Origin of the sequence: Pseudomonas mandelii, assembly GCF_024138395.1 — a bacterium.
Lineage (GTDB): Bacteria > Pseudomonadota > Gammaproteobacteria > Pseudomonadales > Pseudomonadaceae > Aquipseudomonas > Aquipseudomonas mandelii_E.
Genome location: NZ_JAMYDU010000005.1, coordinates 166924 through 190160 on the forward strand (window position 1 = coordinate 166924; position 23237 = coordinate 190160).

Below are 23237 nucleotides of genomic sequence, written 5' to 3' on the forward strand. Positions count from 1 at the left end.
ACAAAAAACCTGCTTTCTCCGATTCCAGTGCATGCACAGAATGCAATTGCGCGTGCATTGGAATTTTAAGGAGTGAGTCATGACGTTCTCGATTATCGGACGCTGCCCTGAAACCGGGCAGCTCGGTATTGCCATCAGTTCTTCGAGCATTGCAGTCGGCGCACGCTGCCCTTGGGCGCGGGCGGGTGTTGGTGCTGTCTCCACGCAGAACATTACGCTGCCGGCGTTAGGCCCGCAGATCCTGGACCTGCTGGAGCATCAGCATCTGGAGCCTGACGCGGCACTGGACAAGGCACTCACGTCCAACGGCTGGAGCCAGTACCGACAGGTCACGGTGATCGATGCGTCGGGCCGGATTGCGCTGTTCAGCGGCAAGGAGTCGCTGGGCGTGCATAACGCAGTGAAAGGCGAGCAATGTGTCGCGGCGGGTAATCTGCTCAGTAATGTGCGGGTCATCGAGGCCATGGTCGAGGCGTTCGAGGCCGAGCCGGGTCAGTTGGCGGACCGTTTGCTGGCGGCCATGCACGCGGCCATGGCGGCCGGTGGCGAAGCGGGGCCGGTTCACTCCGCCGCGCTCAAAGTGGTGGGTGACCACACCTGGCCGATCATCGACTTGCGGGTGGACTGGGCCGAGGAAGATCCCATCGGGCAACTTGACGGCCTCTGGCAGGCCTATCGTCCACAAATGCAGGACTACCTGACTCGCGCGCTCAACCCGACGACGGCACCGAGCTATGGAGTGCCGGGGGATGAGTGATACATCCAGTCGCGAGCTGCTGGAGCGCCTGATTGGTTTTGCCACTGTCAGTCGCGATTCCAATCTTGAGTTGATTCGTTTCATCAAGGCCTATCTGGCCGAACACGGGGTTCAGAGTGAACTCTTCTTCAACGAAGAAGGCACCAAGGCGAATCTGTTTGCGACCATCGGCCAGCTCACCTCTGGTGGCGTGGTGCTCTCCGGTCACACCGACGTGGTGCCGGTTGACGGGCAGGCGTGGACGGTCGATCCGTTCCGGCTGACTGAAAGGGATGGTCGGCTGTACGGTCGTGGCACGGCAGATATGAAAGGCTTCATCGCCTCGGTCCTCGCGGCGGTCCCGACCTTCGTGCAGCGTCCGCTTCTGAATCCGGTGCATCTGGCCTTTTCTTATGATGAAGAAGTGGGTTGCCTGGGTGTCAGGCCGATGCTGGCCGAGCTGGAGAAGCGGCCGTTTAAACCCCGACTTTGCCTGATCGGCGAACCGACAGAGCTCAAGCCTGTGCTCGGCCACAAGGGCAAATTGGCGATGCGCTGCGAAGTGCGTGGTGCGGCGTGCCATTCGGCGTATGCGCCTTACGGGGTGAACGCGATCGAGTATGCCGCGCAACTCATTGGCCGGCTCGGCATGATCGGTGAGCAGCTGGCGCATCCCGACAACCACGACCAGCGTTTTGATCCGCCGTTTTCGACAGTGCAAACCGGTGTGATCAAAGGTGGCCGTGCGCTGAACATCGTTCCTGCTGAATGTGAGTTCGATTTCGAGGTCAGGGCGTTGCCGGACTTTGATGCTCAGGAAGTGGCGGATCAGTTGCAAGCGTTCGCACACGAACATGTGTTGCCCAAGATGCGGGCGGTGCAAGCCGACACCGACATTCGCCTGCGGCCGCTGAGCGCTTATCCCGGATTGGCGACACCACCCGAGAGTGAAGCGGCGCGGCTGCTTGCTCTGCTGAGCAACTCTTCAGAGTTTGGAACGGTCGCGTTTGGCACTGAGGGCGGGCTGTTTGATCAGGCTGGCATTCCCACGGTGGTCTGTGGTCCCGGGAGCATGGATCAAGGGCATAAGCCTGACGAGTTCATTACGCTGGATCAGTTGAGCGGTTGTGATGCGATGCTGATTCGGTTGGCTGACTACCTGTGTGGCGAGATTTAAATGTGTGAGTGAGCCTGCTCGCGATGGTTACTGGCTAAACGCGGCGCTCTTGAGTCCATCGCGAGCAGGCTCGCTCCTACAGGGGGGTTGCTACTTTCTGGCTCAGTTGTTCGCGGCAAAAGTCCACGAACAATTGCGCAGGCTTGGTCAGTTGGCTGCGTTTCAAATGGGCGGACGCCAGGCCGGACAGGGTGACCGGCTCTTTGATGTTCACCGAGATCACCTTTTTGCCATCGTAAGTGCATTCCGAATGCGGGCGTGTGACCAGGATCGAGAAGCCGAAACCCTGGCCGACCATGCCGCGCACCATCTCGATCGAAGGCGAGCTGAACACGATGTTGGGTGTCAGGTCCAGTTCGTGGAAGAGACTGACAAAGTAGGTCCGGCTCGGTTGCACATCGAGAAGAATCATCGGCTCGCTGCACAGGTCCCGTAGCGATACCTCCTTCTGGTCGGCAAAGCGGTGGCCTTCAGGCAGCAAGACGTAAGGCTTTTGCGGTGGCATCAGCGGCGTAGTTTGTATGGTGCCGTCCAGTCCGTGATCGTAGAGGAAGGCCACGTCGAAGGTGCCGGCGGTCAAGCCTTGCACCAGCTCCTGCTGCTCGCCATCGCGAATGCGTATGTCCACGCCCGGGTAAAGCTGGCGAAAACCTGCGATCAGTCGTGGCAAGTACAGCGGGGCGACGGTCTCGAAGCAGCCGATGTCGATTTGTCCGGACACCGTGTCGTTGTCGGCCAGCGCATTCTGTTCAAACTCCCTGGCCATGCGCAGCAGCTCCTGCGCTTTGTGATAGAAGCGCGTGCCGGTGGGCGTCAGCGAAACGCCTTGGGCGTGGTGGCGGATGAACAGCTGGACGTTGAACGACTCTTCCAGACTTTTGATCGCCGTCGAAACCGAGGGCTGCGCGATGTACAGCTGCCGCGAGGCCTCAGCGACGCTGCCGGCTTCTACCGTTGTGACGAAATACTTGAGTTGCCGCAGTGTATAGGAAGCCACACGCACCTCGTTCTGCTCTGTTTTGCGCTGAAAGACCGGATGGTCATCGCACAGATTGTTGACTGAACCTTACCCTATGCGGGTTCTGGACTGGGTCAGCGCTTACCCAGTTTTTTCTTATACCCCGAGCACATTTTTAATAATTTTCCTCTGCGCACGGTTGCCGCACTATCTCTACAACCTCTGATAACAACCCCGACCACCCTGGCGGTCGTAAAGGGAGCGTAGCGTGTTCGACCTCGACTATTGGCAGCAACGAGTTGCCCGGCAAACCTTCTCCGACAAAGCCTTGATCGATGGCCGGCAAGTCTCTGCGTCTTCGGGCGCAACATTCGATTCGATCAACCCGGCGACGAATCAGTTACTTGCCCGTGTCGCCGCGTGTGGCGAAGTGGAAGTGGAACTCGCCGTGCGCAGTGCGCGCCGTGCTTTCAACGAAGGCCCTTGGGCGCGGATGGCGCCGGTTGAGCGCAAGCGGGTGATGCTGCGTCTGTCTGAGCTGGTGCTGGCCCATCGCGAAGAACTTGCCTTGCTCGACTCGCTGAACATGGGCAAACCGGTGATGGATGCCTACAACATCGACGTCCCCGGCGCTGCCCATGTGTTCGCCTGGTACGGCGAGTCGCTGGACAAGCTTTACGATCAGGTCGCGCCGACGGCGTCATCGGTGCTGGCGACCATCACCCGTGAAGCGCTGGGCGTGGTGGCGGCCGTGGTGCCGTGGAACTTCCCGCTCGACATGGCGGCCTGGAAACTGGCACCGGCGCTGGCGGCCGGCAATAGCGTGGTGCTCAAGCCCGCCGAGCAATCACCCTTTTCAGCACTGCGTCTGGCCGAGTTGGCGTTGGAAGCCGGTTTGCCGCCCGGCGTGCTGAACGTACTGCCCGGACTGGGCGAGTTCGCCGGCAAGGCGCTTGGCCTGCATCCAGATGTCGATTGCCTGGTGTTCACCGGCTCGACTCAGGTGGGCAAATACTTTATGCAGTACGCCGCGCAATCGAACCTCAAGCAAGTCTGGCTTGAATGCGGGGGCAAGAGCCCGAGCCTGGTGTTCGACGATTGTCGGGATCTTGATCTGGCGGCGGAGAAAGCGGCGTTCGGCATCTTCTTCAATCAGGGCGAGGTGTGCTCGGCCAACTCGCGACTGTATGTCCAGCGTTCGATCAAGGATGAGTTTATCGAGCGTCTTCTGGAAAAAGCCGAAGCCTGGATGCCCGGCGATCCACTGAATCCTGCGAGCGCCGCTGGCGCCATTGTCGATTCGGCACAGGCATCGCGTGTGATGAGCTTTATCGAACGCGCCCACGAAGACGGAGCCCGACTGCTCACCGGCGGCCGTCGCTTGAGCTTCAACGGTTCCGACAACTTTATCGAGCCGACCATTTTTGCCGACGTCGCCCATGAGTCGCACCTGTCGCGCGAAGAGGTGTTCGGGCCGGTGCTGGCGATTTCCACGTTCGACACTGAAGAGCAAGCGGTGCGGCTGGCCAATGACAGTATCTATGGACTGGCCGCCTCTGTGTGGAGCGACGATCTGAATCGCGCGCACCGGGTTGCTCGGGCGCTGAAGGCGGGCACGGTGTCGGTGAACACCGTGGATGCCCTCGATGTCAGCGTGCCGTTCGGCGGCGGCAAGCAATCGGGTTTTGGCCGGGACCTGTCGTTGCACTCGTTCGATAAATACACCCAATTGAAAACAACCTGGTTTCAATTGCGTTGAGCGTCTCCTGAACAATTAACCGCACGCTGATTTTGTGTGCGGTTTAAAGAATAAAAAGATGTCATCACGCGGAGAGTCATCCGTGTACTTGCGGCTGCGTGGCCGTGACTGCCTCAGTAACTAACCACAATTAAAAAGTGAGGGAGCTTTCATGTTCAGATATTCGTCTTCGAGCGTTACAGCAGCGGCTGGTTTAACCGCGCTTCTGGTATTGACGGTGCCCGTTGTTGCGCACTCCGAAAGTCTTACGGTTATTTCCTTCGGTGGTGCCACCAAGGCAGCGCAAGAGGGGGCTTATTTCAAACCCTTTGAGCAAAGTGGCGCTGGCAAAGTGGTGGTCGGCGAGTACAGCGGAGAACTTTCCAAAATCAAAGCCATGGTCGATGTTGGCCAGGTCAGTTGGGACGTTGTCGAAGTCGAAAGCCCGGAACTGCTGCGAGGCTGTGAAGAAGGGCTGTTCGAGCGACTGGACCCGGCACTGATCGGCGAACCCAAAAACTATTTGCCAGGCGCCGTCAGCGAGTGTGGCGTGGCCAGTTATGTCTGGTCGATGGTGCTCGCCTACAACTCGAACAAGGTTGCCGCGGCCCCGAGCTCTTGGGCGGACATGTGGAACCTGCAGCAATTCCCGGGCAAGCGCGGCCTGCGCAAAGGCGCCAAATACACGCTGGAAGTGGCGTTGCTTGCCGATGGGGTCAAACAGGATGACCTGTACAAAGTGCTGGGCACCAAGGAAGGCGTGGACCGGGCGTTTCACAAGCTCGACCAGATCAAGCCCTCGATTCAGTGGTGGGAAGCCGGAGCGCAGCCACCGCAATGGCTGGCGGCAGGTGACGTGGTGATGTCGGCGGCCTACAACGGCCGGATTGCTGTCGCGCAAAAGGAAGGCTCGAAACTGGCCATCTCCTGGAACGGCCACCTCTACGATCCCGATCACTGGGCCATCGTTCGCGGCAGTCCGAACAAGGCGCTGGCCGAGCGGTTCATCGTGTTTGCCAGCCAGGCGAGCGGGCAGAAATTCTTCTCCACCCAGATCCCTTACGGCCCGATCCGCAAGGATGTGCTGGCGCAGCTTCCGGCCGACACGCTTGCCCAATTGCCCACCGCTCAGGCCAATCTTTCTGAAGGCCAGTTGGTCGATGCCACGTTCTGGGTCGATCACGGCGAAGAGCTTGAGGAACGTTTCAACGCTTGGGCGGCCCGCTAAACCGCTGCTGTCGCCAATCGCAACTCAAGGATGAGTCGCGATGTTTATCCCTGCCTTTCACATGAAGGCAATCAACAACAAGAAAACACGGGGAGTTTGTCATGAATTCAAGTACAACCGCGTCCATCCAGGGAAAGTCCGGCGGATTGCGCCGGGTCCTGGGACTGGGTTCGTTGCTCGCCGTTGCGGTGGGCGTCGTGGTCTCGCAGGGCGTCATGGTGCTGATGCTGCAAGGGGCGGGCATCGCCGGTTTCGGTTTTATCATTCCGTTGGCTATCGCGTATGTGCTGGCAATCACCTACGCCTGGTCGTTTTCCGAGCTGGCCTTGATGATCCCGAAGGCAGGCAGTCTCAGCAGTTACACCGAAGTGGCGATCGGGCATTTCCCGGCCATTCTGGCGACCTTCTCGGGCTACATGGTGGTGGCGATGTTTGCGCTCTCCGCCGAACTTTTGCTGCTGGATCTGGTGATCAGCAAGGTCTATCCGAATGTCATTCCGCACATGGTGGTGGCCTACGGCGTGCTGGGGCTGTTCACTGTGTTGAACCTGTTTGGCATTGATGTGTTCGCCAAGCTGCAGAACGTGCTGGCGCTGGTGATGGTGGTGATCCTTGTTGGCATGGGGCTGGCTTCGCTGAGTAACGGTCAGGCCAGTTTGCAACTGCCGCTCGATCAGGGCTGGAATCCGTTGGAGTTCGGTGCAATCACTCTGGCTGCGATGGCTGTCTGGGGTTTTGTCGGGGCCGAATTCGTCTGCCCACTGGTGGAAGAAACCCGCAATCCCGAGCGCAATATTCCACGCTCGATGACCATTGGTTTGACGGTGATTTTTGGCGTGATTGCGCTGTACTGCTTTGGCGCGCTGCTGTGCATTCCCCGTGAACAACTGGCCAGCGATGCGCTGCCTCACTACCTGCTCGCCACCACCGTTTTCGGTGAAGCAGGCAAGCTGTTCCTTGTGGTTGCGGCCATTACCGCCACTTGCAGCACCGTGAATTCATCCCTGGCTGCTTTGCCGCGCATGCTGTACGGCATGGCGCAAAATGGCCAGGCCTTCCCGCAATTCAAGAAGCTCACTGAACGCGGTCGCACGCCATGGGTGGCGGTGCTGTTCGTTGCCGCGATCACCGGCCTGCCGATCCTCATTCTGGGGCACGACGCTGCCGCGATCAGCTTGCTGCTTCTGGCTGCCGCACTGGCGTGGCTGTTGGCCTACATCATCGTGCATATCGACGTGATCGCCTTGCGCCGCCGCTATCCCCATCTGGCCCGTCCGTTCCGCTCACCGTTCTATCCTTGGCCACAAGTCGTCGGCATCGCCGGCATGCTGTTTGCGATCTACCACGTGTCGCCAACACCGGAGATGACCGCCAGTATTTTTGGCTGTGCCGGCGTGGTGCTGGGCGTGATTTCAGTAATTGCCGTGGTATGGGTCAAGTTCGTGATGCGTAAACCGCTGTTTACGCCGGAGCCGCTCATTCAAAACGAATCGCAGGGCAACGACGTGCCGAAAATGACTCCGATCGCTTCGGTGTCCGGGAACTGAACCTTTTTTCACTTCAGGAGAATAAGAAATGACAACAGACTACAAACCTCAGCGCGAAACCAAGGATTACCAAGCGGCCGATGCCGCCCACCACATCCAGGCATTCCTTGATCAGAAGGCGTTGAACGAAGAGGGGCCGCGCGTCATTGTCGGTGGTGACCGCCTGCATCTGTGGGATAACGACGGCAATCGTTACCTCGATGGCATGTCCGGTTTGTGGTGCACCAACCTCGGCTACGGACGCAAGGATCTCGCCGCGGCGGCGACCCGTCAGCTGGAGCAATTGCCGTACTACAACATGTTCTTCCACACCACTCACCCGGCGGTGGTAGAGCTATCCGAGCTGCTGTTCAGCCTGCTGCCCAAGCACTACAGCCACGCGATATACACCAACTCCGGCTCTGAAGCCAACGAGGTACTGATCCGTACTGTGCGCCGTTACTGGCAGGTGCTCGGCAAGCCGCAGAAGAAGATCATGATCGGTCGGTGGAACGGATACCACGGCTCTACCCTGGCCGCCAGCGCGATGGGTGGCATGAAGTTCATGCACGAAATGGGGGGTGTGATCCCGGATGTCGCGCACATTGATGAGCCGTACTGGTTTGGCCATGAAGGTGATCTGACGCCCACCGAGTTTGGTTTGCGCGCGGCGCAGCAACTGGAGACCAGGATTCTCGAGCTGGGCGCGGAGAACGTCGCTGCATTCATCGCCGAGCCGTTCCAGGGCGCTGGCGGCATGATCTTCCCGCCAGAGAGCTACTGGCCGCAAATCCAGCGAATCTGCCGCAAGTACGACGTGCTGCTGTGTGCGGACGAGGTGATCGGTGGCTTCGGGCGTACCGGTGAATGGTTTGCGCACCAACACTTTGATTTCGAGCCGGATACCCTATCGATCGCCAAGGGCCTGACCTCTGGCTACATCCCAATGGGCGGCCTGATTCTCAGCCGGCGCATGGCCGAGGTGCTGGTGGAGCAGGGCGGCGTGTTTGCCCACGGCCTGACCTATTCCGGTCACCCGGTAGCGGCCGCGGTCGCTATCGCCAACCTCACGGCGCTGCGTGATGAGGGTGTGGTCTCCCAAGTGAAAAACGACACCGGCCCGTACCTGCAACAGTGCCTGCGCGAGGTGTTTGGCAATCACCCTCTGGTGGGTGAGATTCAGGGTGTCGGCCTGGTGGCGGCGTTACAGTTTGCCCAGGACAAGGCGACCCGCAAGCGCTTTGCCAACGAAGGCGATATCACCTGGCGCTGCCGCACGATCGGTTTTGAAGAAGGCGTGATTATTCGCTCGACCCTGGGCCGCATGATCATGGCGCCGGCACTGATCGCCACGCGCGCTGAAATTGATGAGCTGGTTGGCAAGACCAAAATGGCCGTCGATAGAACCGCTAAAGAAATTGGCGTGCTCTAAATAACGATTAGGCTCGCGCCAATTTACTGTAGGAGCGAGCCTGCTCGCGAGGGTCGTTAACGATAATGCGTGTTGTCTGAATGAACGCGGCGCTTTTATGTTTTATCGCGAGCAGGTTCGCTCCTGCAAGTGTTGCGTTTATTAATACCGAGGTTAGTTGTTAGTTAGTTTTTTCATGGGCAACAACTACAAAAATCATATTTTCGCTATTGGCATTCGCTAAGCACAATAAAACGACCCCGCCAGCAAAGTTGTCTACGCGGAATTAATTGTTGAAACAGCTGATCTGTCGCGACTTGCCGCGCCATAGTCGCCTCTCTGAAGGACACAAGCATGAATGATAAAAAAATAGAAATAGATACGCTTGTCGTTGGGGCCGGCCAGGCTGGCGTCGCCATGAGCGAACACCTGAGCAAACTGGGTGTACCGCACCTTGTGCTGGAGCGTAACCGCATCGCCGAAGCGTGGCGCACTGGGCGTTGGGATTCGCTGGTGGCGAACGGCCCGGTCTGGCATGACCGCTTTCCCGGACTGGCCTTCGAAGACCTGGAGCCCGATGCCTTCGCCTCGAAAGATCGCGTAGCGGCTTACTTCGAAGCCTACGCCGAGAAGTTCGAAGCGCCGATTCGTACCGGTGTAGAAGTCAAGAAAGTGGTGCGCAACAGCGATCGTCCAGGCTTCACCATCGAAACCTCCGATGGCGTGATTCAGGCCAATCGCGTGGTGGCGGCGACCGGTCCTTTCCAGCGTCCGGTCATCCCGCCGATTGCGCCGAAAGACAGCACGATCACGCAGATTCACTCGGCCCAGTATTTCAACCCGCAGCAGCTGCCCGAGGGCGGTGTGCTGGTGGTCGGTGCGGGCTCTTCCGGTGTGCAGATCGCCGATGAATTGCAGCGTGCCGGTAAACAAGTCTACCTGTCGGTCGGCCAGCATGACCGTCCGCCTCGCGCCTATCGCAACCGTGACTTTTGCTGGTGGCTGGGGGTGCTGGGGCTTTGGGATGCCGAAGTGATGGAGCCGGGTCGTGAGCACGTCACCATCGCGGTGAGCGGTGCGCGTGGCGGGCAGACCGTCGATTTCCGCGGGCTCGCCAAACAAGGCGTGACGCTGGTGGGGCTGACCCAATCGTTCAACGACGGCGTGGTGACTTTCCAGCAGGATCTGGCGCGCAACATTGCCGCGGGTGACGCGAATTACCTGTCGCTGCTGGACGCGGCGGATGCCTACATCGCACGCAACGGACTCGACCTCCCGGAAGAACCCGAAGCCAGGTTCATGCTTCCCGATCCAGAGTGCGTCAGCAACCCGATTCTCGAACTGAATCTGGCCGAGGCGGGCATCACCTCAATCATCTGGGCCACCGGCTACGCCGTCGATTACAGCTGGCTGCAGGTCGACACCTTCGACGAGAAGGGCAAGCCGCGTCATCAGCGTGGGGTCTCGAACGAGCCGGGTGTCTACTTTGTGGGGCTGCCGTGGCTGTCGCGTCGCGGATCGAGCTTTATCTGGGGCGTTTGGCATGACGCCAAACATGTCGCTGGTCACATTGCCACCCAGCGCCAGTACCTCGAATACCGCGACCCGTCGCAGCGTTAAGAATCGATCGAGGGAATGGTCCTTTGGCCATTCCCGATCTACACCTTCAGTTTCAGGGGAATCAGTTGATGCCTACTCACACACGCATTCGCATGTTCAATACCAAGGACACCTATCCCAACCAGTCGCTGGACAATGATCTTTGCCAGGCGGTACGGGCCGGCAACACGGTTTATGTGCGCGGCCAGATCGGCACCGATTTCGATGGCAACCTGGTGGGGCTTGGCGACCCGGGTGCACAAGCCGAACAGGCGATGAAAAACGTCAAACAGCTGCTGGAAGAAGCGGGGAGCGACCTTTCCCATATCGTCAAAACCACCACTTACATCATCGACCCGCGTTACCGCGAGCCGGTTTATCAAGTCGTGGGCAAGTGGCTGAAGGGAGTTTTTCCGATCTCGACGGGGTTGGTCATTTCCGGGCTGGGTCAACCGCAGTGGCTGATGGAAATCGATGTGATTGCCGTCATCCCGGACGACTGGCAAGCGAAGTAAACCCGATCCCTGCAGGAGCGAGCCTGCTCGCGAAAAAACGTCCAGGCCACGCGTTCATTCAGACAGGGCACGTATTTGTTGACGACCATCGCGAGCAGGCTCGCTCCTGCAAGGTCAAGGCGCGGCGGGGAGGAGGAACCGCGCAATCACCGGCAAATGATCGGAAATCCGTAACGTATCGTCCTGCCGCACCCTCGCCTCCACCCGTTTGAGGTGCGGGCTGTAAAACAGGTAATCGACGGTCCGGTCCGGGCCGTTCAAACCCGGGTCATTCGGGTAATGGGTCAGCCATTGCGCCCGGTCGATACCGCTGGCTTCGTTGTTGGTGGGAATCATCGGGTATTTGTCCCACAGCACATGCAACGCACTGTCGGCGGAGTAGGGTGTGCGTTGCTCGGCGGGCAGGCGTCGATACTGGCCCAGCGGCAACAGGTTGAAGTCGCCACCGATCAGCCACGGCGTGCCGCGGCTTTCATACTTGTCGAGGACCTTGGCCACGGCTATCACCTGGCGTTGCAAGGTTTCGTCGAGCGGGGTGGTAGCACGGTCCAGATGGGTGTTGAACACGGCCATTTGGCCGCCGTTGCTCAATGGCAGATGAGTGACCAGCAAGGCGTTTTTCGGCTTGAACTGACGGCTGATGAAATTGGCCGGTGCAACCGGTAATTGCAGGCGTTCGGCGTGTTCGATCCGGTAGCGGCTCAGGGTTGCCAATTGCCGGCCAACGCTGCCGAAGATGTGCGGTTCAGGCACGAAGTCGGCCTTCCAGTCGAAGGTTTGAGCGCTGCACGGATACAGGTCGGTGACTCGATCCTGAAGCAATTTGAACTGGTTCTGATAGTCGCTGGCCTTGGCGCCGTCATCGAGTTCCTGCAACAGCACGATGTCTGGTTGCTCGTCGCGAATCACCCGCGCCACTTCGTCGAGGCTGAAGGCCATGTCTTCAGGTGTAGGGCTCTCGTCGTTTCCTGCGGCCAGGTCATTCCAGAATACGTAGCGCTTGCCTGCCAGGTACTGGACGTTCCAGGTCATCACCTTCAGCGCCTGGCCGGGCACCAGCGTCGGCGCCTGGGCGTTGCAACTGACCGGCAGCGCTTCCTTGGCTTCGGGGCGCCAGGTGAGGCTGTAGATCAGCAAGGCAATCAGGCCAATGGCAATCAACACGCACAGCAGGGTGTAGCGCAGTAGTCGGGTCATGGCTCGGCTTATAGCGTTACAAAGTTGATCCCGAGCATAACCGAGCGCAAACGGCATGCCCATCAATTAGCCGCGACACATATCCCTGTAGCAGCTGGCGAAGCCTGCGTCCGGCTGCGAAGCAGTCGTAATCCAGAGAACGTGGTCTACCTGATGCACCGTGAACACTGATTTCACGACTGCTTCGCAGCCGGACGCAGGCTTCGCCAGCTGCTACAGGGGGGCGCATCGTTCTTCAAAGCGCTCCGTCAGCTTTCTCGGGTGCATCGCTGATCAGCATGAACAAACGAAACACCACCACGCTGGTGAACAGTTGCAAAAAGCTGTGGGCGCTGTCGATCAGCAGCGAGATCACCGGGTTCTGCGGATCAGGGTAAACCGCCAGCGTCGCACCCTTGAGCACCCACAGTGGGGCCATCACGCACAGAATGCACACCAGAATGCGCAGGAAGTTTCCGCGGGTCAGGCGCAGGCTTTCCTTCATCGCCGCCAGCGGTGCCATGCCGCGCAGCACCAGCAGGTACTCGCCGAACGCCAGCGTCACCATCAGCCAGATGCCCGGCAGGAAGTACAGCGACAGGCCGATCAGGATCAGCAGCGTATTGAGGGCGGTCAGCAGGGCGAACCGCGGCCACAGGGTCGCGGAGGTTGCCAGCAAGTCGCGGGTGCGCGGCGATTCGCCACGGCTGCGGGCATCGAGAAACAGGATCAGCGCGGCGGTGTACAGCGGATACACCAGCAGGCCGACCATCACACTGATGCCGGGGAAACTGTCCGGCTCGGTGGAGTGGTTGACCACTTGTTGCAGCAGCGCCTCGAAAATCACCAGCGGCAGGCACAGCTGCACGATCTGGCGCAGATTGCGCTTGAAGAAATACAAAGAGTCACGCAGTACTTCGAACGGATTCATCAGTCGGTATCGCAGGTTGAAATCAGTGCCTCACTTTAACCGATGAACCCCTTTGGGGCGCAAACGTAAACGTTCGGTAAAGGTCATTGAAACATCCTGTATCAGCCTCCATTACGGGTGAGCACCTTATCCACCGTGGATGAGGGCGACGATTTTCCCGGCAATCTATGAGGTCGCCATGAACAGCGAAGAACAAACCCTGATCGATGGACTGTTTTCCCGGCTGCAACAGGCCGAAACGGATTCAGCCCCGCGCGACGCCCAGGCCGAAGCGCGGATCAAGGAGCACCTGACTCGCCAGCCAGCGGCGGGCTATTTCATGACCCAGGCGATTCTGGTGCAAGAGGCAGCCATCAAGAGCCTCGACGAGCAAAACAAGCAACTCACCCGACAAGTCCAGCAATTGCAGGCTGAACTGCAATCGACCAAGGCGCAGACGGCGGCTCCGGCGCCGAGCAGCGGTGGCTTTTTGTCGAGCATCTTCGGTGGTGGCTCCCGTGATCCGCAGCCTGCGCCGACTCAAAGCGCAGCCCCGTCGAATGGCGGCTGGCGTGAACCGGGGCGGCCGTCGTTCAATTCGCAGCCGCCGCAACAAAACTTCGGTGCCGCACCGCAGCAAAATTACGCACCACAACAGACGACCGGCAGCAGTTTCCTCGGCGGTGCATTGAAAACGGCAGCGGGCGTGGCCGGTGGCGTGATGCTGGCGCAGGGCATCAGCAGCCTGTTCCAGCACAATCAGCAGCCGGAAGTGGTTGAAGTCATCAAGGAAGAACCGGCTCAGGTCAACGATCAGAGCGACAGCGGCAATGATCAGCGCGTGGCTGACAACTCCAGCGACCAAGGCGGATTCGCCGACGCCGACTATAGCGATGACAGCTCATCGTTCTTCGGTGGCGACGACGATTCCTTCGTCTGATACATCTGTGGCGAGGGAGCGTGCTCCCTCGCCACATGGCCGATTATTCGCGGAACAATCCTTCGGGCTGGCATACTGGGCAACTTTTCGGGCCCTGGTGCCTGATCCCTGCCCGCGCTTCGGCGCGCTAATGAGGATGTACGGTGAAAAAAATCGCAGTGTTCGCCGATGTCCAGAACCTCTATTACACCGTGCGTCAGGCTTATGGTTGCCACTTCAACTACGCCGCGCTGTGGGCTGACGTCAGTAAAGAAGGGCAGATCGTCGAGGCCTATGCCTATGCGATCGATCGTGGCGACAGCAAGCAGCAGCAGTTTCAGCAGATCCTGCGCAATCTCGGTTTCATCGTGAAGCTCAAACCCTACATCCAGCGCAGCGACGGTTCGGCCAAAGGCGACTGGGACGTGGGCATCACCCTCGACATCATGGACGCCGCCGACCATGTCGACGAAGTGGTGCTGGCCTCCGGCGACGGTGATTTCGACATGCTGCTGGAACGCATCATCAGCAAGCATGGTGTGCAAGCGGTGGCCTATGGCGTGCCCGGTCTCACGGCCAATTCGCTGATCCGCGCTGCCAGCCGTTACGTGCCGATCGAAGGCGCGTTGCTGCTCAAGAATTGATTTTTACGGAGTTGAAACAGGTTTGGAACGCATAGCAGTCATCGACTTTGAAACCACCGGGCTCTCCCCGAGCAGCAGTTGCCGGGCCACGGAAATTGCCGTGGTGATTCTTGAACAGGGGCGCATCGTCGAGCGTTACCAAAGCCTGATGAACGCCGGGGTGCGGGTGCCGGCCTTTATCGAGCAACTCACCGGCATCAGCAACGCCATGCTGCGCACCGCGCCCTCGGCCGAGCAGGTGATGAACGAGGTCAACGAATTCGTTGGCATTACACCGCTGCTGGCGCACAACGCGGCGTTCGACCAGAAGTTCTGGGACTACGAGCTTGGGCGAATCAAACGCACACGCTTGCAGAACTTTGCCTGCTCACTGTTACTCGCCCGCCGCCTGATGCCCGCCGCGCCGGACCACAAACTCGGCACCCTCACCACGTTCGCCAGCCTGCCCAATACCGGCAAGGCTCACCGGGCCATGGCCGATGCGGAAATGGCGGCGAACCTGACGGTGCACTTGGCTGAAGAATTGCGGCGCAAGCATGGGCTGCGGGAGTTGTCCCATGATCTGCTCGTCAGTTTGCAGAAAGTGCCGGCGGCGAAGATCAATGAGCATCTCAAGCGGTATCGCGGGTTCTAAGGTTTTGTAGTGTTTCTACTGGCCTCTTCGCGGGCAAGCCTCGCTCCTACGGATTTACGCGCGCCCCGATATTGGGTTCGCCTCAAAAACCGTAGGAGCGAGGCTTGCCCGCGAAGGCGTCAGAGCAGACACCGCATCACGATTTGCCATTCCCCTCCAACTGCCCCAACGGCACGCGCTTTTCGATAGCGCTCGACAACACAATCGACGTCTTGCTGAACCCGAACGTGGCGATCCGGTTGATCAACTCTTCCAGCTCCGGCATCGAACCCACCGCCGCTTGCATGATCACGCACGGGTCGCCGGTGACGCGATGGCATTCGGTGAACTGTGGGATTTTGATCAGTTCGTCGTAGGTTTTCTGGTTACCGTGCTGGTTCAGGCGCAGTTCGATGACGCACTGGATCGGCAGTCCAAGCTTGGCCATGTCGACTTTCGCCTGGTAGCCGGTAATCACCCCGCAGGCTTCAAGTTTGGCCACGCGCTCGGCCACCGCCGGAGCAGACAGGTTTACCTTGCGCGCCAGTTCGGCGTAGGACGCCCGACCGTTTTCCAACAGGGCGCCGAGGAGCATGCGGTCGTATTTGTCCATCATGGCATTCCTGAAAAAAGACTGACTTTCGAAAGCACGGTTTATAGCGCTGAACTCCGTGTTTTGAAAAGTGTACTGGCGTGATAAACAGGTTTTGTAACTTATTTTCTGCCGTTGGCCTTTCTAGAATAGCTGCTCTCTTTGTCTTGTTCTCGAGTTGCCCATGCCTGGCATACGCCGTTTTTCCTTACCGCTGATCGCTGCTTTTTTCGCGCTGTACGTGATTTGGGGGTCGACCTACCTGGTGATTCGCATCGGCGTGCAGTACTGGCCGCCGTTGTTGCTGGCCGGTATCCGCTTCGTGATCGCCGGTACATTGATGTACGCGTTCCTGCGCTGGCGCGGGGCGCCTGCACCGACGTGGGCGCAATGGAAAGCGGCGGGGATCATCGGGATTTTGCTGCTGACCTTCGGTAACGGTGCGGTGAGCGTCGCCGAGCATACGGGCGTGGCCTCCGGCGTTGCGGCGTTGGCGGTGGCCACGGTGCCACTGTTTACCTTGCTCTGCGGATATTTCTGGGGCGCGCGTAATACCCGTCTCGAATGGGCCGGGATTGCGCTCGGGCTGATCGGTATCGCCATGCTCAACCTCGGTTCCAATCTGCAATCGAGCCCGTTGGGTGCGGCGTTGCTGGTATTCGCGGCAGCGTCCTGGGCTTTCGGTTCGGTGTGGAGCAAACACTTGCCGTTGCCTCAGGGCGCGATGGCCAGTGCCGTGGAAATGCTGGTCGGCGGTGTGGCGTTGCTGATCGGCAGTGTGTTGAGCGGTGAGCATCTGGAGGCCATGCCGCCGATCGAAGGTTGGGCCGCATTGGCCTATCTGACGTTCTTCGGTTCGATCATTGCCTTCAACGCTTACATGTATCTGTTGAAAAACGTGCGCCCGGCAGCGGCCACCAGTTATGCCTATGTCAACCCGGCGGTGGCGGTGTTGCTGGGTATCGTGTTTGTTGGCGAGACCATTGGTATCGAAGAAGCGCTGGCCATGGCGGTGATCATCAGTGCCGTGGTGTTGATCGGGTTGCCGCAGTGGCGTCGTGGTGCGGATCGGCCTGCCGTAGTGGTGCCGACAGAATCCCGCGCGAATTAGGGTAAACTGCGCGCCATTGCACACTCGTTTTGCACACTCTTTGCACAATCGCGCTGAATTTTCCTACGGTACTCCCATGACTTTCGCCACCCTTGGCCTGATCGAACCCTTGCTGCGCGCTCTCGAGACGCTCGGCTACCAGACCCCTACGCCGGTGCAGACACAAGCGATTCCGGCGGTGCTGGCGGGTCGTGACCTGATGGCCGCAGCCCAGACCGGCACCGGCAAGACCGCCGGTTTCGCCTTGCCGCTGCTGCAACTGCTGGCCATGGAAGGGCCGAAAGTCAGCGCCAATTCGGTGCGCGCACTGATCCTGGTGCCAACCCGTGAATTGGCCGAACAGGTTCATGAAGCCGTGCGTCAGTACGCCGAGAATCTGCCGTTGAGCACGTACGCGGTGTACGGCGGTGTCAGCATCAACCCGCAAATGATGAAGCTGCGCAAAGGCGTCGACCTGTTGGTGGCGACGCCGGGCCGCTTGCTCGACCTGTTCCGCCAGAACGCGCTCAAGTTCAATCAGTTGCAAACCTTGGTGCTGGACGAAGCCGATCGCATGCTCGATCTGGGCTTTTCCGAAGAGCTGGGGAACATTTACAAGGCGCTACCGAAGAAACGTCAGACGCTGCTGTTCTCCGCGACTTTCTCCGACGCCATCCGCACCCTGGCCGGGCAAATGCTCAACGACCCGCTGAGCATCGAAGTCAGCCCGCGCAACGTCGCTGCCAACACCGTCAAGCAATGGGTGGTGACGGTGGACAAGAAGCGCAAGTCGGAGCTGTTCGTTCACTTGATGCGCAAGGGCAAGTGGAAGCAGGTGCTGGTGTTCGCCAAGACCCGTAACGGCGTAGACGCGTTGGTGGAAAAGCTCCAGGGCCTGGGCATCAATGCCGACGGCATCCATGGCGACAAACCTCAGGCGACCCGTCAGCGCGCACTGGATCGTTTCAAGGCCAGCGAAGTGCAGATCCTTGTAGCCACCGACGTTGCCGCCCGTGGTCTGGATATCGAAGATTTGCCATTGGTGGTCAATTTCGACCTGCCGATCGTGGCAGAGGACTACATCCACCGCATCGGTCGTACCGGCCGCGCGGGCGCAACCGGGCAGGCTATTTCGCTGGTGTGTGCCGATGAAGTGAATCAGCTGTCAGCCATCGAGATGTTGACCCGTCAGACGTTGACTCGCCAGATGGAGCAGGACTTCGAGCCTGAGCACCGCGTGCCGGATACCGATGCCAGCGGTCAGGTGGTCAAAAAGCCGAAAAAACCGAAGAAGCCAAAAACCTCCAGTGGCGGTAAGCGCAATTTGGGCAAGTGGGTTGAGAGCGGGGATGCTTCGGCGCCGGAGCCTTCGATCAAGCCTGTGCGTAAAGTGCCGGTGTTTAATACCGGGCCGCGTAAGCGGAAGCCTTGATCCTCTGAAGATCGTTCCCACGCTCTGCGTGGGAATGCCTCAATGGACGCGCAGCAATCGCTTCGGCATGGGACGCGGAGCGTCCCGGGCTGCGTTCCTTTGCTGCGCGTGGGAACGATCAGTGTCGGTGCTTCAACCACTCCACCATCCCCAACCCCGCCGCTCGCCCACTGGCGAAACACGCGGTCAGCAGATAGCCGCCGGTCGGCGCTTCCCAATCGAGCATTTCCCCCCCGCAGAACACGCCAGGCAGTTGCTTGAGCATCAATCGTTCATCCATCGACTCGAACATCACGCCCCCCGCGCTGCTGATGGCTTCGTCCAATGGCCGGGTTTTCACCAACGTCAGTGGCAATGCCTTGATCGCTTTGGCCAGCAATGCCGGATCGGTAAAGTAGTCGGCCAGTGTCAGCTCTCGCAACAACGCCGCTTTCACGCCATCAAGGCCAAGCTGACTGTGCAGGTGTTTGGACATGGAACGTGAGCCGCGAGGTTTGCTCAGCGCAGCCTGAACTTTATCCACAGGCTTACCCGGCAACAGGTCGAGGTGAACGGTTGCCGAGCCGTGTTGATTGATCGCTTCGCGGATCGGTGCCGACAGGGCGTAGATCAAACTGCCTTCAATCCCCGTGGCAGTGATCACACATTCCCCGAGTCGTGGCACATCGTCATTGAGGCCAATGGCGATGTTTTTCAGCGGGCTGCCTGCGAATTTGCTGACCATCAATTCGCTCCAGGCCTGCACCTCGAAGCCGCAATTACTCGGTTGCAATGGCGCCAGTCCTACACCGCGCTGTTCCAGCGGCAGCATCCAGGCACCGTCCGAACCAAGGCGCGACCAGCTGCCGCCGCCGAGCGCCAACAGGGTCGCGTCGGGTTGAATGGTTTTTTCACCTTCGGGGCTGTCGATGCGCAAGTCACCCTTGTCATCCCAACCGAGCCAGCGATGGCGGGTGTGGATAACTACGCCGGCATCGCGCAGGCGCTTGAGCCAGGCCCGCAACAGGGGCGCGGCTTTCATGTCTGTGGGAAACACCCGGCCGGAGCTGCCGACAAAGGTTTCGATACCCAGGTCATGAATCCATTGGCATAAGGCGTCGGCGCCGAAGGACCGCAGCAACGGTGCAATCTGCGGTGCTCGTTCGGCGTAGCGTGAGAGAAACGCCGGGTAGGCCTCGGAATGGGTGATGTTCATACCACCGACCCCGGCGAGGAGGAATTTTCGCCCCACTGAAGGCATGCCGTCGTACAGGTCGACCTTGATTCCGGCCTGACTCAGCACTTCAGCCGCCATCAAACCGGCGGGGCCGCCGCCGATGATGGCGACGTGAGGGGGGAGGGAAGTGGAGGGCTGGGTCATGGCGAGAGCTGCGGTATGGCGGAGTAGCCGCGCATTCTAGCAGTACACAATAACTGTGGGAGTGGCGATGCGGCGATCCGACTTGCCCGCGATAGCGGACTGTCAGGCAACAATGATGTTGAATGTACCGGCCTCATCGCGGGCAAGCCCGCTCCCACAGGGATCATTGGTGTGTTCAAGGGCTGATCAAAAAACAACCGCCGGTCTGAAGCCTGCATCCGGCATGGCCTGCAGACCCTTTCACTCAGGTTATCCACAGGCGGTTCCACAGGCATTGTGGGTAAAGACCCACACATCAATGACAACCTGATGACTGCCACACCCGTTGGGCGCTGTGATGGAGGATTCCATGGCGGCGCGCCAGGGCTTTGCGGTCTTTGCTGTAGCCGCCGCCGATCACGCCGACCACCGGAATATCCCGGCCCAGGCAATGGCGCATTACGCTTTCATCGCGGGCGGCGACGCCTTCGTCTGTCAGCTTCAGATAACCCAGGGCGTCATCCTTATGCACGTCGACACCGGCATCGTACAGCACCAGATCCGGTTGGTAGAGCGGCAGCAAATAGTTGAGTGCGTCGTCCACCACTTTCAGGTAATCGGTATCGCCCATGCCCATCGGCAACGGAATGTCCCAGTCACTTTCGGCTTTGCGTGCGGGAAAATTCTTTTCGCAGTGCAGGGAAACGGTCACTGCCTCCGGGGTGTTGTGCAGGATTCGTGCAGTCCCATCACCCTGATGCACATCGCAGTCGAAAATCAGCACCCGATTCACCCGGCCACTTTCCAGCAGGTAATGGCTGATCACCGCCAGGTCATTGAAGATGCAGAACCCGGCGGGATGATCGTAATGCGCGTGGTGAGTACCGCCGGCCAAGTGACAGGCCAAACCATGTTCCAGGGCCTGTTCGGCCGCCAGCAGCGAACCGCCGACCGCTCGCACCGTGCGCCGGGCCAGCGCTTCACTCCAGGGCAGGCCGAGGCGTCGCTGGTCTTCGCGGGATAATTCGCCGCCCATGTAACGTTCGATATACGCAGGGTCATGGGCGAGGGCGAGAATCTCTGCCGGGCAGAGGTCCGGGCGCAGCAAGTCGGTGTCGCGGGCCAAGCCACTGTCCACCAGGTGATCGCGCAGCAAGCGAAACTTGTCCATGGGGAAGCGGTGATCCGCCGGGAACTCGGGGCTGTAGTCTTCGTGGTAGATCAATGGCAGGGGCATGGCTGATTTATACAGGAAGGCATGCAGGAATGAGTGAAGGATCCTAGGGGCTGTATGAAAACTCGCCGAGCGGCGATCAGGCAAGGCAAAAACAGGCGAGGAACGGCCGGGGTCGCGTTCGACTTTAGGAGACCTAAATGAGCATTCCGAGCCTGTTTTTAACGCAGCATGATCGTCGCGCAGGCAGTTTTCGTGCAGTGCCTACCAGCGATGTAGACTTGCGGGATAGGAAAGGGGGACGAGATGGAGCCGATACTGGAACTCGAAAGCGCACGACTGTTGTTACGGCAGTGGCGTGACGAGGATTTGCCGGCGTTTGCGGCGATGTGCGCCGATCCACAGGTGATGCGTTATTTTCCGGCGCCCTTGAGTCGACTGGAAAGTGCCGCGTTGATCGGGCGGGTTCGCGGGCATTTTGCCGAGCATGGTTTCGGCCTCTGGGCACTGGAACGTAAAGACACCGGCGCCTTTATTGGTTTTACCGGCCTCGGCGTGGTCGGCTTCGATGCGCCATTCACGCCGGCCATCGAAATCGGCTGGCGCCTGGCGCGCGAGCATTGGGGCCTGGGTTATGCCAGTGAAGCGGCATGGACCGCTCTGCGCTGCGGGTTTGATCGGTTGGCGCTGCAAGAGGTCGTCGCCTTCACCACCAAGACCAATCTGCCATCCGAGAAAGTCATGCAAGCGATCGGCATGCACCATGCCCCCTTTGATGACTTCGAACACCCGCGGCTTGCAGCCGATCATCCGCTGCGTCCGCACGTGTTGTACCGCATCACCCGTGAGCAATGGCTGCAAACCTTGCATGGATAAGCAGGCGCGGACGTTTACAATGGCCCTCATGTTGAACCGGGCCATAAACTGAATCGACCGCCGCAGCCAAGACTGCGCGGCATTGCGTTGTGTGAGGAGAGTCTGAATGAGCCAAGTGTTGGAAGATCTGGTAGACCTGCTGACCCTGGAACCGATTGAAGAAAACCTGTTCCGTGGCCGCAGCCAGGACCTGGGGTTTCGTCAGTTGTTCGGCGGCCAAGTGCTCGGCCAGTCCCTGTCGGCGGCGAGTCAGACAGTCGAGCCGGCGCGCCATGTGCATTCGATGCACGGTTATTTCCTGCGCCCGGGCGATGCCAAATTGCCGGTGGTGTATCAGGTCGATCGGGTGCGTGATGGCGGCAGTTTCAGCACGCGTCGGGTGACGGCGATCCAGAAGGGTAATCCGATTTTCACTTGCAGTGCCTCGTTCCAGTACGACGAAGAAGGCTTTCAGCACCAGACTGAGATGCCGCAAGTGGTCGGCCCGGAAAACCTGCCGTCGGAGCTGGAATTCACCCAGCAGCGCGCGCACCTGATCCCCGAACACATGCGCGAGAAATTGCTGTGCCCGAAGCCGATCGAATTCCGACCGGTCACCGAGGAAGATCCCTACAACCCGCAACCCGCCGATCCGGTCAAGTACGTCTGGTTTCGCGCCGACGGTGCCTTGGCCGACACCCCGGCGCTGCATAAATACCTGCTGGCCTACGCGTCGGACTTCGGTCTGCTGACCACCTCGATGCTGCCTCATGGCAAAACGGTCTGGCAGAAAGACATGCAGGTCGCCAGCCTTGATCACGCCTTGTGGTTCCACGCCGACCTGCGCGCCGATGACTGGTTGCTGTATGCCATGGACAGCCCGTGGGCCGGCAATTCGCGCGGGTTCTCCCGGGGTAGCGTGTTCAACCGTGCCGGGCAACTGGTGGCTTCGGTCACCCAGGAAGGCCTGATTCGTCATCGCAAGGATTGGGCATGAGCCTGGCTGAGGTGCGGCATTGGGTGTTCGACATGGACGGCACCCTGACGGTGGCCGTGCATGACTTCGCGGCGATTCGCGTGGCGTTGGCGATTCCCGCCGAAGACGACATCCTCACCCACCTCGCGGCGCTGCCGGCCGCTGAAGCCGCGGCCAAACACGCATGGCTGCTGGAGCACGAGCGGGATCTGGCGTTGGGTTCGAAGCCGGCGCCGGGCGCGGTGGAACTGGTGCGTGAGTTGGCCGGCCGCGGTTATCGTCTGGGCATTCTCACGCGCAATGCTCGCGAGCTGGCGCATGTCACGCTGGAGGCGATTGGCCTGGCGGATTGCTTTGCGGCAGAGGATGTACTGGGCCGCGATGAAGCACCGCCCAAGCCACATCCTGGTGGATTGCTGAAACTGGCCGAAGCCTGGAAAGTGCCGGCGAGCGAAATGGTGATGGTCGGTGATTACCGCTTTGATCTGGATTGCGGCCGGGCGGCGGGGACGCGGACGGTGCTGGTGAATCTGCCGGATAATCCGTGGCCGGAATTGACTGATTGGCATGCGCGCGATTGCGTGGTGTTGCGGCAGATGCTTTTGGCTTGAGGGCCTCTTCGCGGGCAA

Annotated in this window: 22 protein-coding genes; 16 read left to right on the top strand and 6 right to left on the bottom strand. The window is 59.7% G+C overall.

Going from position 1 to position 23237, the window contains the following annotated elements:
• Positions 1-79: 79 nt before the first annotated feature.
• Positions 80-757 (top strand): DUF1028 domain-containing protein, encoded by a 678-nt coding sequence (locus NHU87_RS11265; RefSeq protein ID WP_253548279.1) that lies wholly within the window; start codon positions 80-82, stop codon positions 755-757.
• Positions 750-1913: an acetylornithine deacetylase gene (gene argE / locus NHU87_RS11270; protein WP_253548281.1), complete on the top strand. Its 1164-nt coding sequence runs from the start codon at positions 750-752 to the stop codon at positions 1911-1913. The genes NHU87_RS11265 and argE overlap by 8 nt, the downstream gene beginning before the upstream one ends.
• Before the next feature lie 76 nt (positions 1914-1989).
• On the opposite strand, the gene NHU87_RS11275 is transcribed toward argE, so the two are convergent.
• Positions 1990-2910 carry a LysR family transcriptional regulator gene (locus tag NHU87_RS11275; RefSeq protein WP_253548283.1) on the bottom strand — a complete coding sequence of 307 codons (921 nt, stop codon included), beginning with the start codon at positions 2908-2910 and terminating at the stop codon, positions 1990-1992.
• Between the two features lie 229 nt (positions 2911-3139).
• On the opposite strand from NHU87_RS11275, the gene NHU87_RS11280 reads away from it, so the two are divergent.
• The 6 genes from NHU87_RS11280 to NHU87_RS11305 all read left to right on the top strand — a co-directional run bounded on the left by NHU87_RS11280 (position 3140) and on the right by NHU87_RS11305 (position 10888).
• Positions 3140-4630: an aldehyde dehydrogenase gene (locus NHU87_RS11280; protein ID WP_253548285.1), complete on the top strand. Its 1491-nt coding sequence runs from the start codon at positions 3140-3142 to the stop codon at positions 4628-4630.
• A 151-nt stretch (positions 4631-4781) separates the two neighbouring features.
• Positions 4782-5837 carry an ABC transporter substrate-binding protein gene (locus tag NHU87_RS11285; RefSeq protein WP_437180829.1) on the top strand — a complete coding sequence of 352 codons (1056 nt, stop codon included), beginning with the start codon at positions 4782-4784 and terminating at the stop codon, positions 5835-5837.
• A gap of 101 nt (positions 5838-5938) precedes the next feature.
• Complete coding sequence (locus NHU87_RS11290; RefSeq protein WP_253548287.1) at positions 5939-7384, top strand: APC family permease; 1446 nt, start codon at positions 5939-5941, stop codon at positions 7382-7384.
• Positions 7385-7412: 28 nt separating this feature from the next.
• Entirely contained in the window at positions 7413-8795 is a 1383-nt protein-coding gene (locus NHU87_RS11295; protein ID WP_253548289.1) for an aspartate aminotransferase family protein, read from the top strand.
• Positions 8796-9128: 333 nt separating this feature from the next.
• Positions 9129-10394: a flavin-containing monooxygenase gene (locus NHU87_RS11300; protein WP_253548291.1), complete on the top strand. Its 1266-nt coding sequence runs from the start codon at positions 9129-9131 to the stop codon at positions 10392-10394.
• Between the two features lie 68 nt (positions 10395-10462).
• Positions 10463-10888: a RidA family protein gene (locus tag NHU87_RS11305; RefSeq protein ID WP_128874422.1), complete on the top strand. Its 426-nt coding sequence runs from the start codon at positions 10463-10465 to the stop codon at positions 10886-10888.
• A 114-nt stretch (positions 10889-11002) separates the two neighbouring features.
• On the opposite strand, the gene NHU87_RS11310 is transcribed toward NHU87_RS11305, so the two are convergent.
• Together NHU87_RS11310 and NHU87_RS11315 are read right to left on the bottom strand one after the other, a co-directional pair.
• Complete coding sequence (locus NHU87_RS11310; RefSeq protein WP_253548293.1) at positions 11003-12085, bottom strand: endonuclease/exonuclease/phosphatase family protein; 1083 nt, start codon at positions 12083-12085, stop codon at positions 11003-11005.
• A 235-nt stretch (positions 12086-12320) separates the two neighbouring features.
• Complete coding sequence (locus tag NHU87_RS11315; RefSeq protein WP_253548295.1) at positions 12321-12995, bottom strand: YciC family protein; 675 nt, start codon at positions 12993-12995, stop codon at positions 12321-12323.
• A 178-nt stretch (positions 12996-13173) separates the two neighbouring features.
• Between NHU87_RS11315 and NHU87_RS11320 the strand changes: the two genes are divergently transcribed.
• The 3 genes from NHU87_RS11320 (at position 13174) to NHU87_RS11330 (ending at position 15171) form a co-directional block, all read left to right on the top strand.
• The gene (locus tag NHU87_RS11320) at positions 13174-13914 is read left to right on the top strand and encodes a DUF2076 domain-containing protein (RefSeq protein ID WP_253548297.1); all 741 of its coding nucleotides are present in this window, start codon (positions 13174-13176) and stop codon (positions 13912-13914) included.
• Between the two features lie 143 nt (positions 13915-14057).
• Entirely contained in the window at positions 14058-14537 is a 480-nt protein-coding gene (locus NHU87_RS11325; RefSeq protein WP_030129509.1) for a LabA-like NYN domain-containing protein, read from the top strand.
• 22 nt (positions 14538-14559) lie between these two features.
• Positions 14560-15171: a 3'-5' exonuclease gene (locus NHU87_RS11330; RefSeq protein WP_253548299.1), complete on the top strand. Its 612-nt coding sequence runs from the start codon at positions 14560-14562 to the stop codon at positions 15169-15171.
• A 136-nt stretch (positions 15172-15307) separates the two neighbouring features.
• On the opposite strand, the gene NHU87_RS11335 is transcribed toward NHU87_RS11330, so the two are convergent.
• On the bottom strand, positions 15308-15763 hold the full coding sequence (locus tag NHU87_RS11335) for an Lrp/AsnC family transcriptional regulator (RefSeq protein WP_253548301.1): 456 nt from the start codon (positions 15761-15763) through the stop codon (positions 15308-15310).
• Between the two features lie 163 nt (positions 15764-15926).
• Here NHU87_RS11335 and yedA point away from each other — a divergent pair, with 163 nt between their 5' ends.
• Together yedA and NHU87_RS11345 are read left to right on the top strand one after the other, a co-directional pair.
• Complete coding sequence (yedA, locus tag NHU87_RS11340; protein WP_253548303.1) at positions 15927-16853, top strand: drug/metabolite exporter YedA; 927 nt, start codon at positions 15927-15929, stop codon at positions 16851-16853.
• A gap of 76 nt (positions 16854-16929) precedes the next feature.
• Entirely contained in the window at positions 16930-18264 is a 1335-nt protein-coding gene (locus NHU87_RS11345) for a DEAD/DEAH box helicase (protein ID WP_095054647.1), read from the top strand.
• A gap of 118 nt (positions 18265-18382) precedes the next feature.
• Here the strand turns inward: NHU87_RS11345 and NHU87_RS11350 are convergent, their stop codons facing one another.
• Both NHU87_RS11350 and NHU87_RS11355 read right to left on the bottom strand, forming a co-directional pair.
• Positions 18383-19624, bottom strand: a complete 1242-nt coding sequence (locus tag NHU87_RS11350; protein WP_253548305.1) for a TIGR03862 family flavoprotein — start codon at positions 19622-19624, stop codon at positions 18383-18385.
• Positions 19625-19919: 295 nt separating this feature from the next.
• Positions 19920-20840: a histone deacetylase family protein gene (locus NHU87_RS11355; protein ID WP_253548307.1), complete on the bottom strand. Its 921-nt coding sequence runs from the start codon at positions 20838-20840 to the stop codon at positions 19920-19922.
• A 243-nt stretch (positions 20841-21083) separates the two neighbouring features.
• On the opposite strand from NHU87_RS11355, the gene NHU87_RS11360 reads away from it, so the two are divergent.
• The 3 genes from NHU87_RS11360 to NHU87_RS11370 all read left to right on the top strand — a co-directional run bounded on the left by NHU87_RS11360 (position 21084) and on the right by NHU87_RS11370 (position 23219).
• On the top strand, positions 21084-21653 hold the full coding sequence (locus NHU87_RS11360; RefSeq protein ID WP_253548309.1) for a GNAT family N-acetyltransferase: 570 nt from the start codon (positions 21084-21086) through the stop codon (positions 21651-21653).
• A 106-nt stretch (positions 21654-21759) separates the two neighbouring features.
• Positions 21760-22629 carry an acyl-CoA thioesterase II gene (tesB, locus tag NHU87_RS11365; RefSeq protein ID WP_253548311.1) on the top strand — a complete coding sequence of 290 codons (870 nt, stop codon included), beginning with the start codon at positions 21760-21762 and terminating at the stop codon, positions 22627-22629.
• Positions 22626-23219, top strand: a complete 594-nt coding sequence (locus NHU87_RS11370) for an HAD family hydrolase (protein ID WP_253548313.1) — start codon at positions 22626-22628, stop codon at positions 23217-23219. Before tesB ends, NHU87_RS11370 begins: the two co-directional genes overlap by 4 nt.
• The last annotated feature ends 18 nt before the right edge of the window (positions 23220-23237 follow it).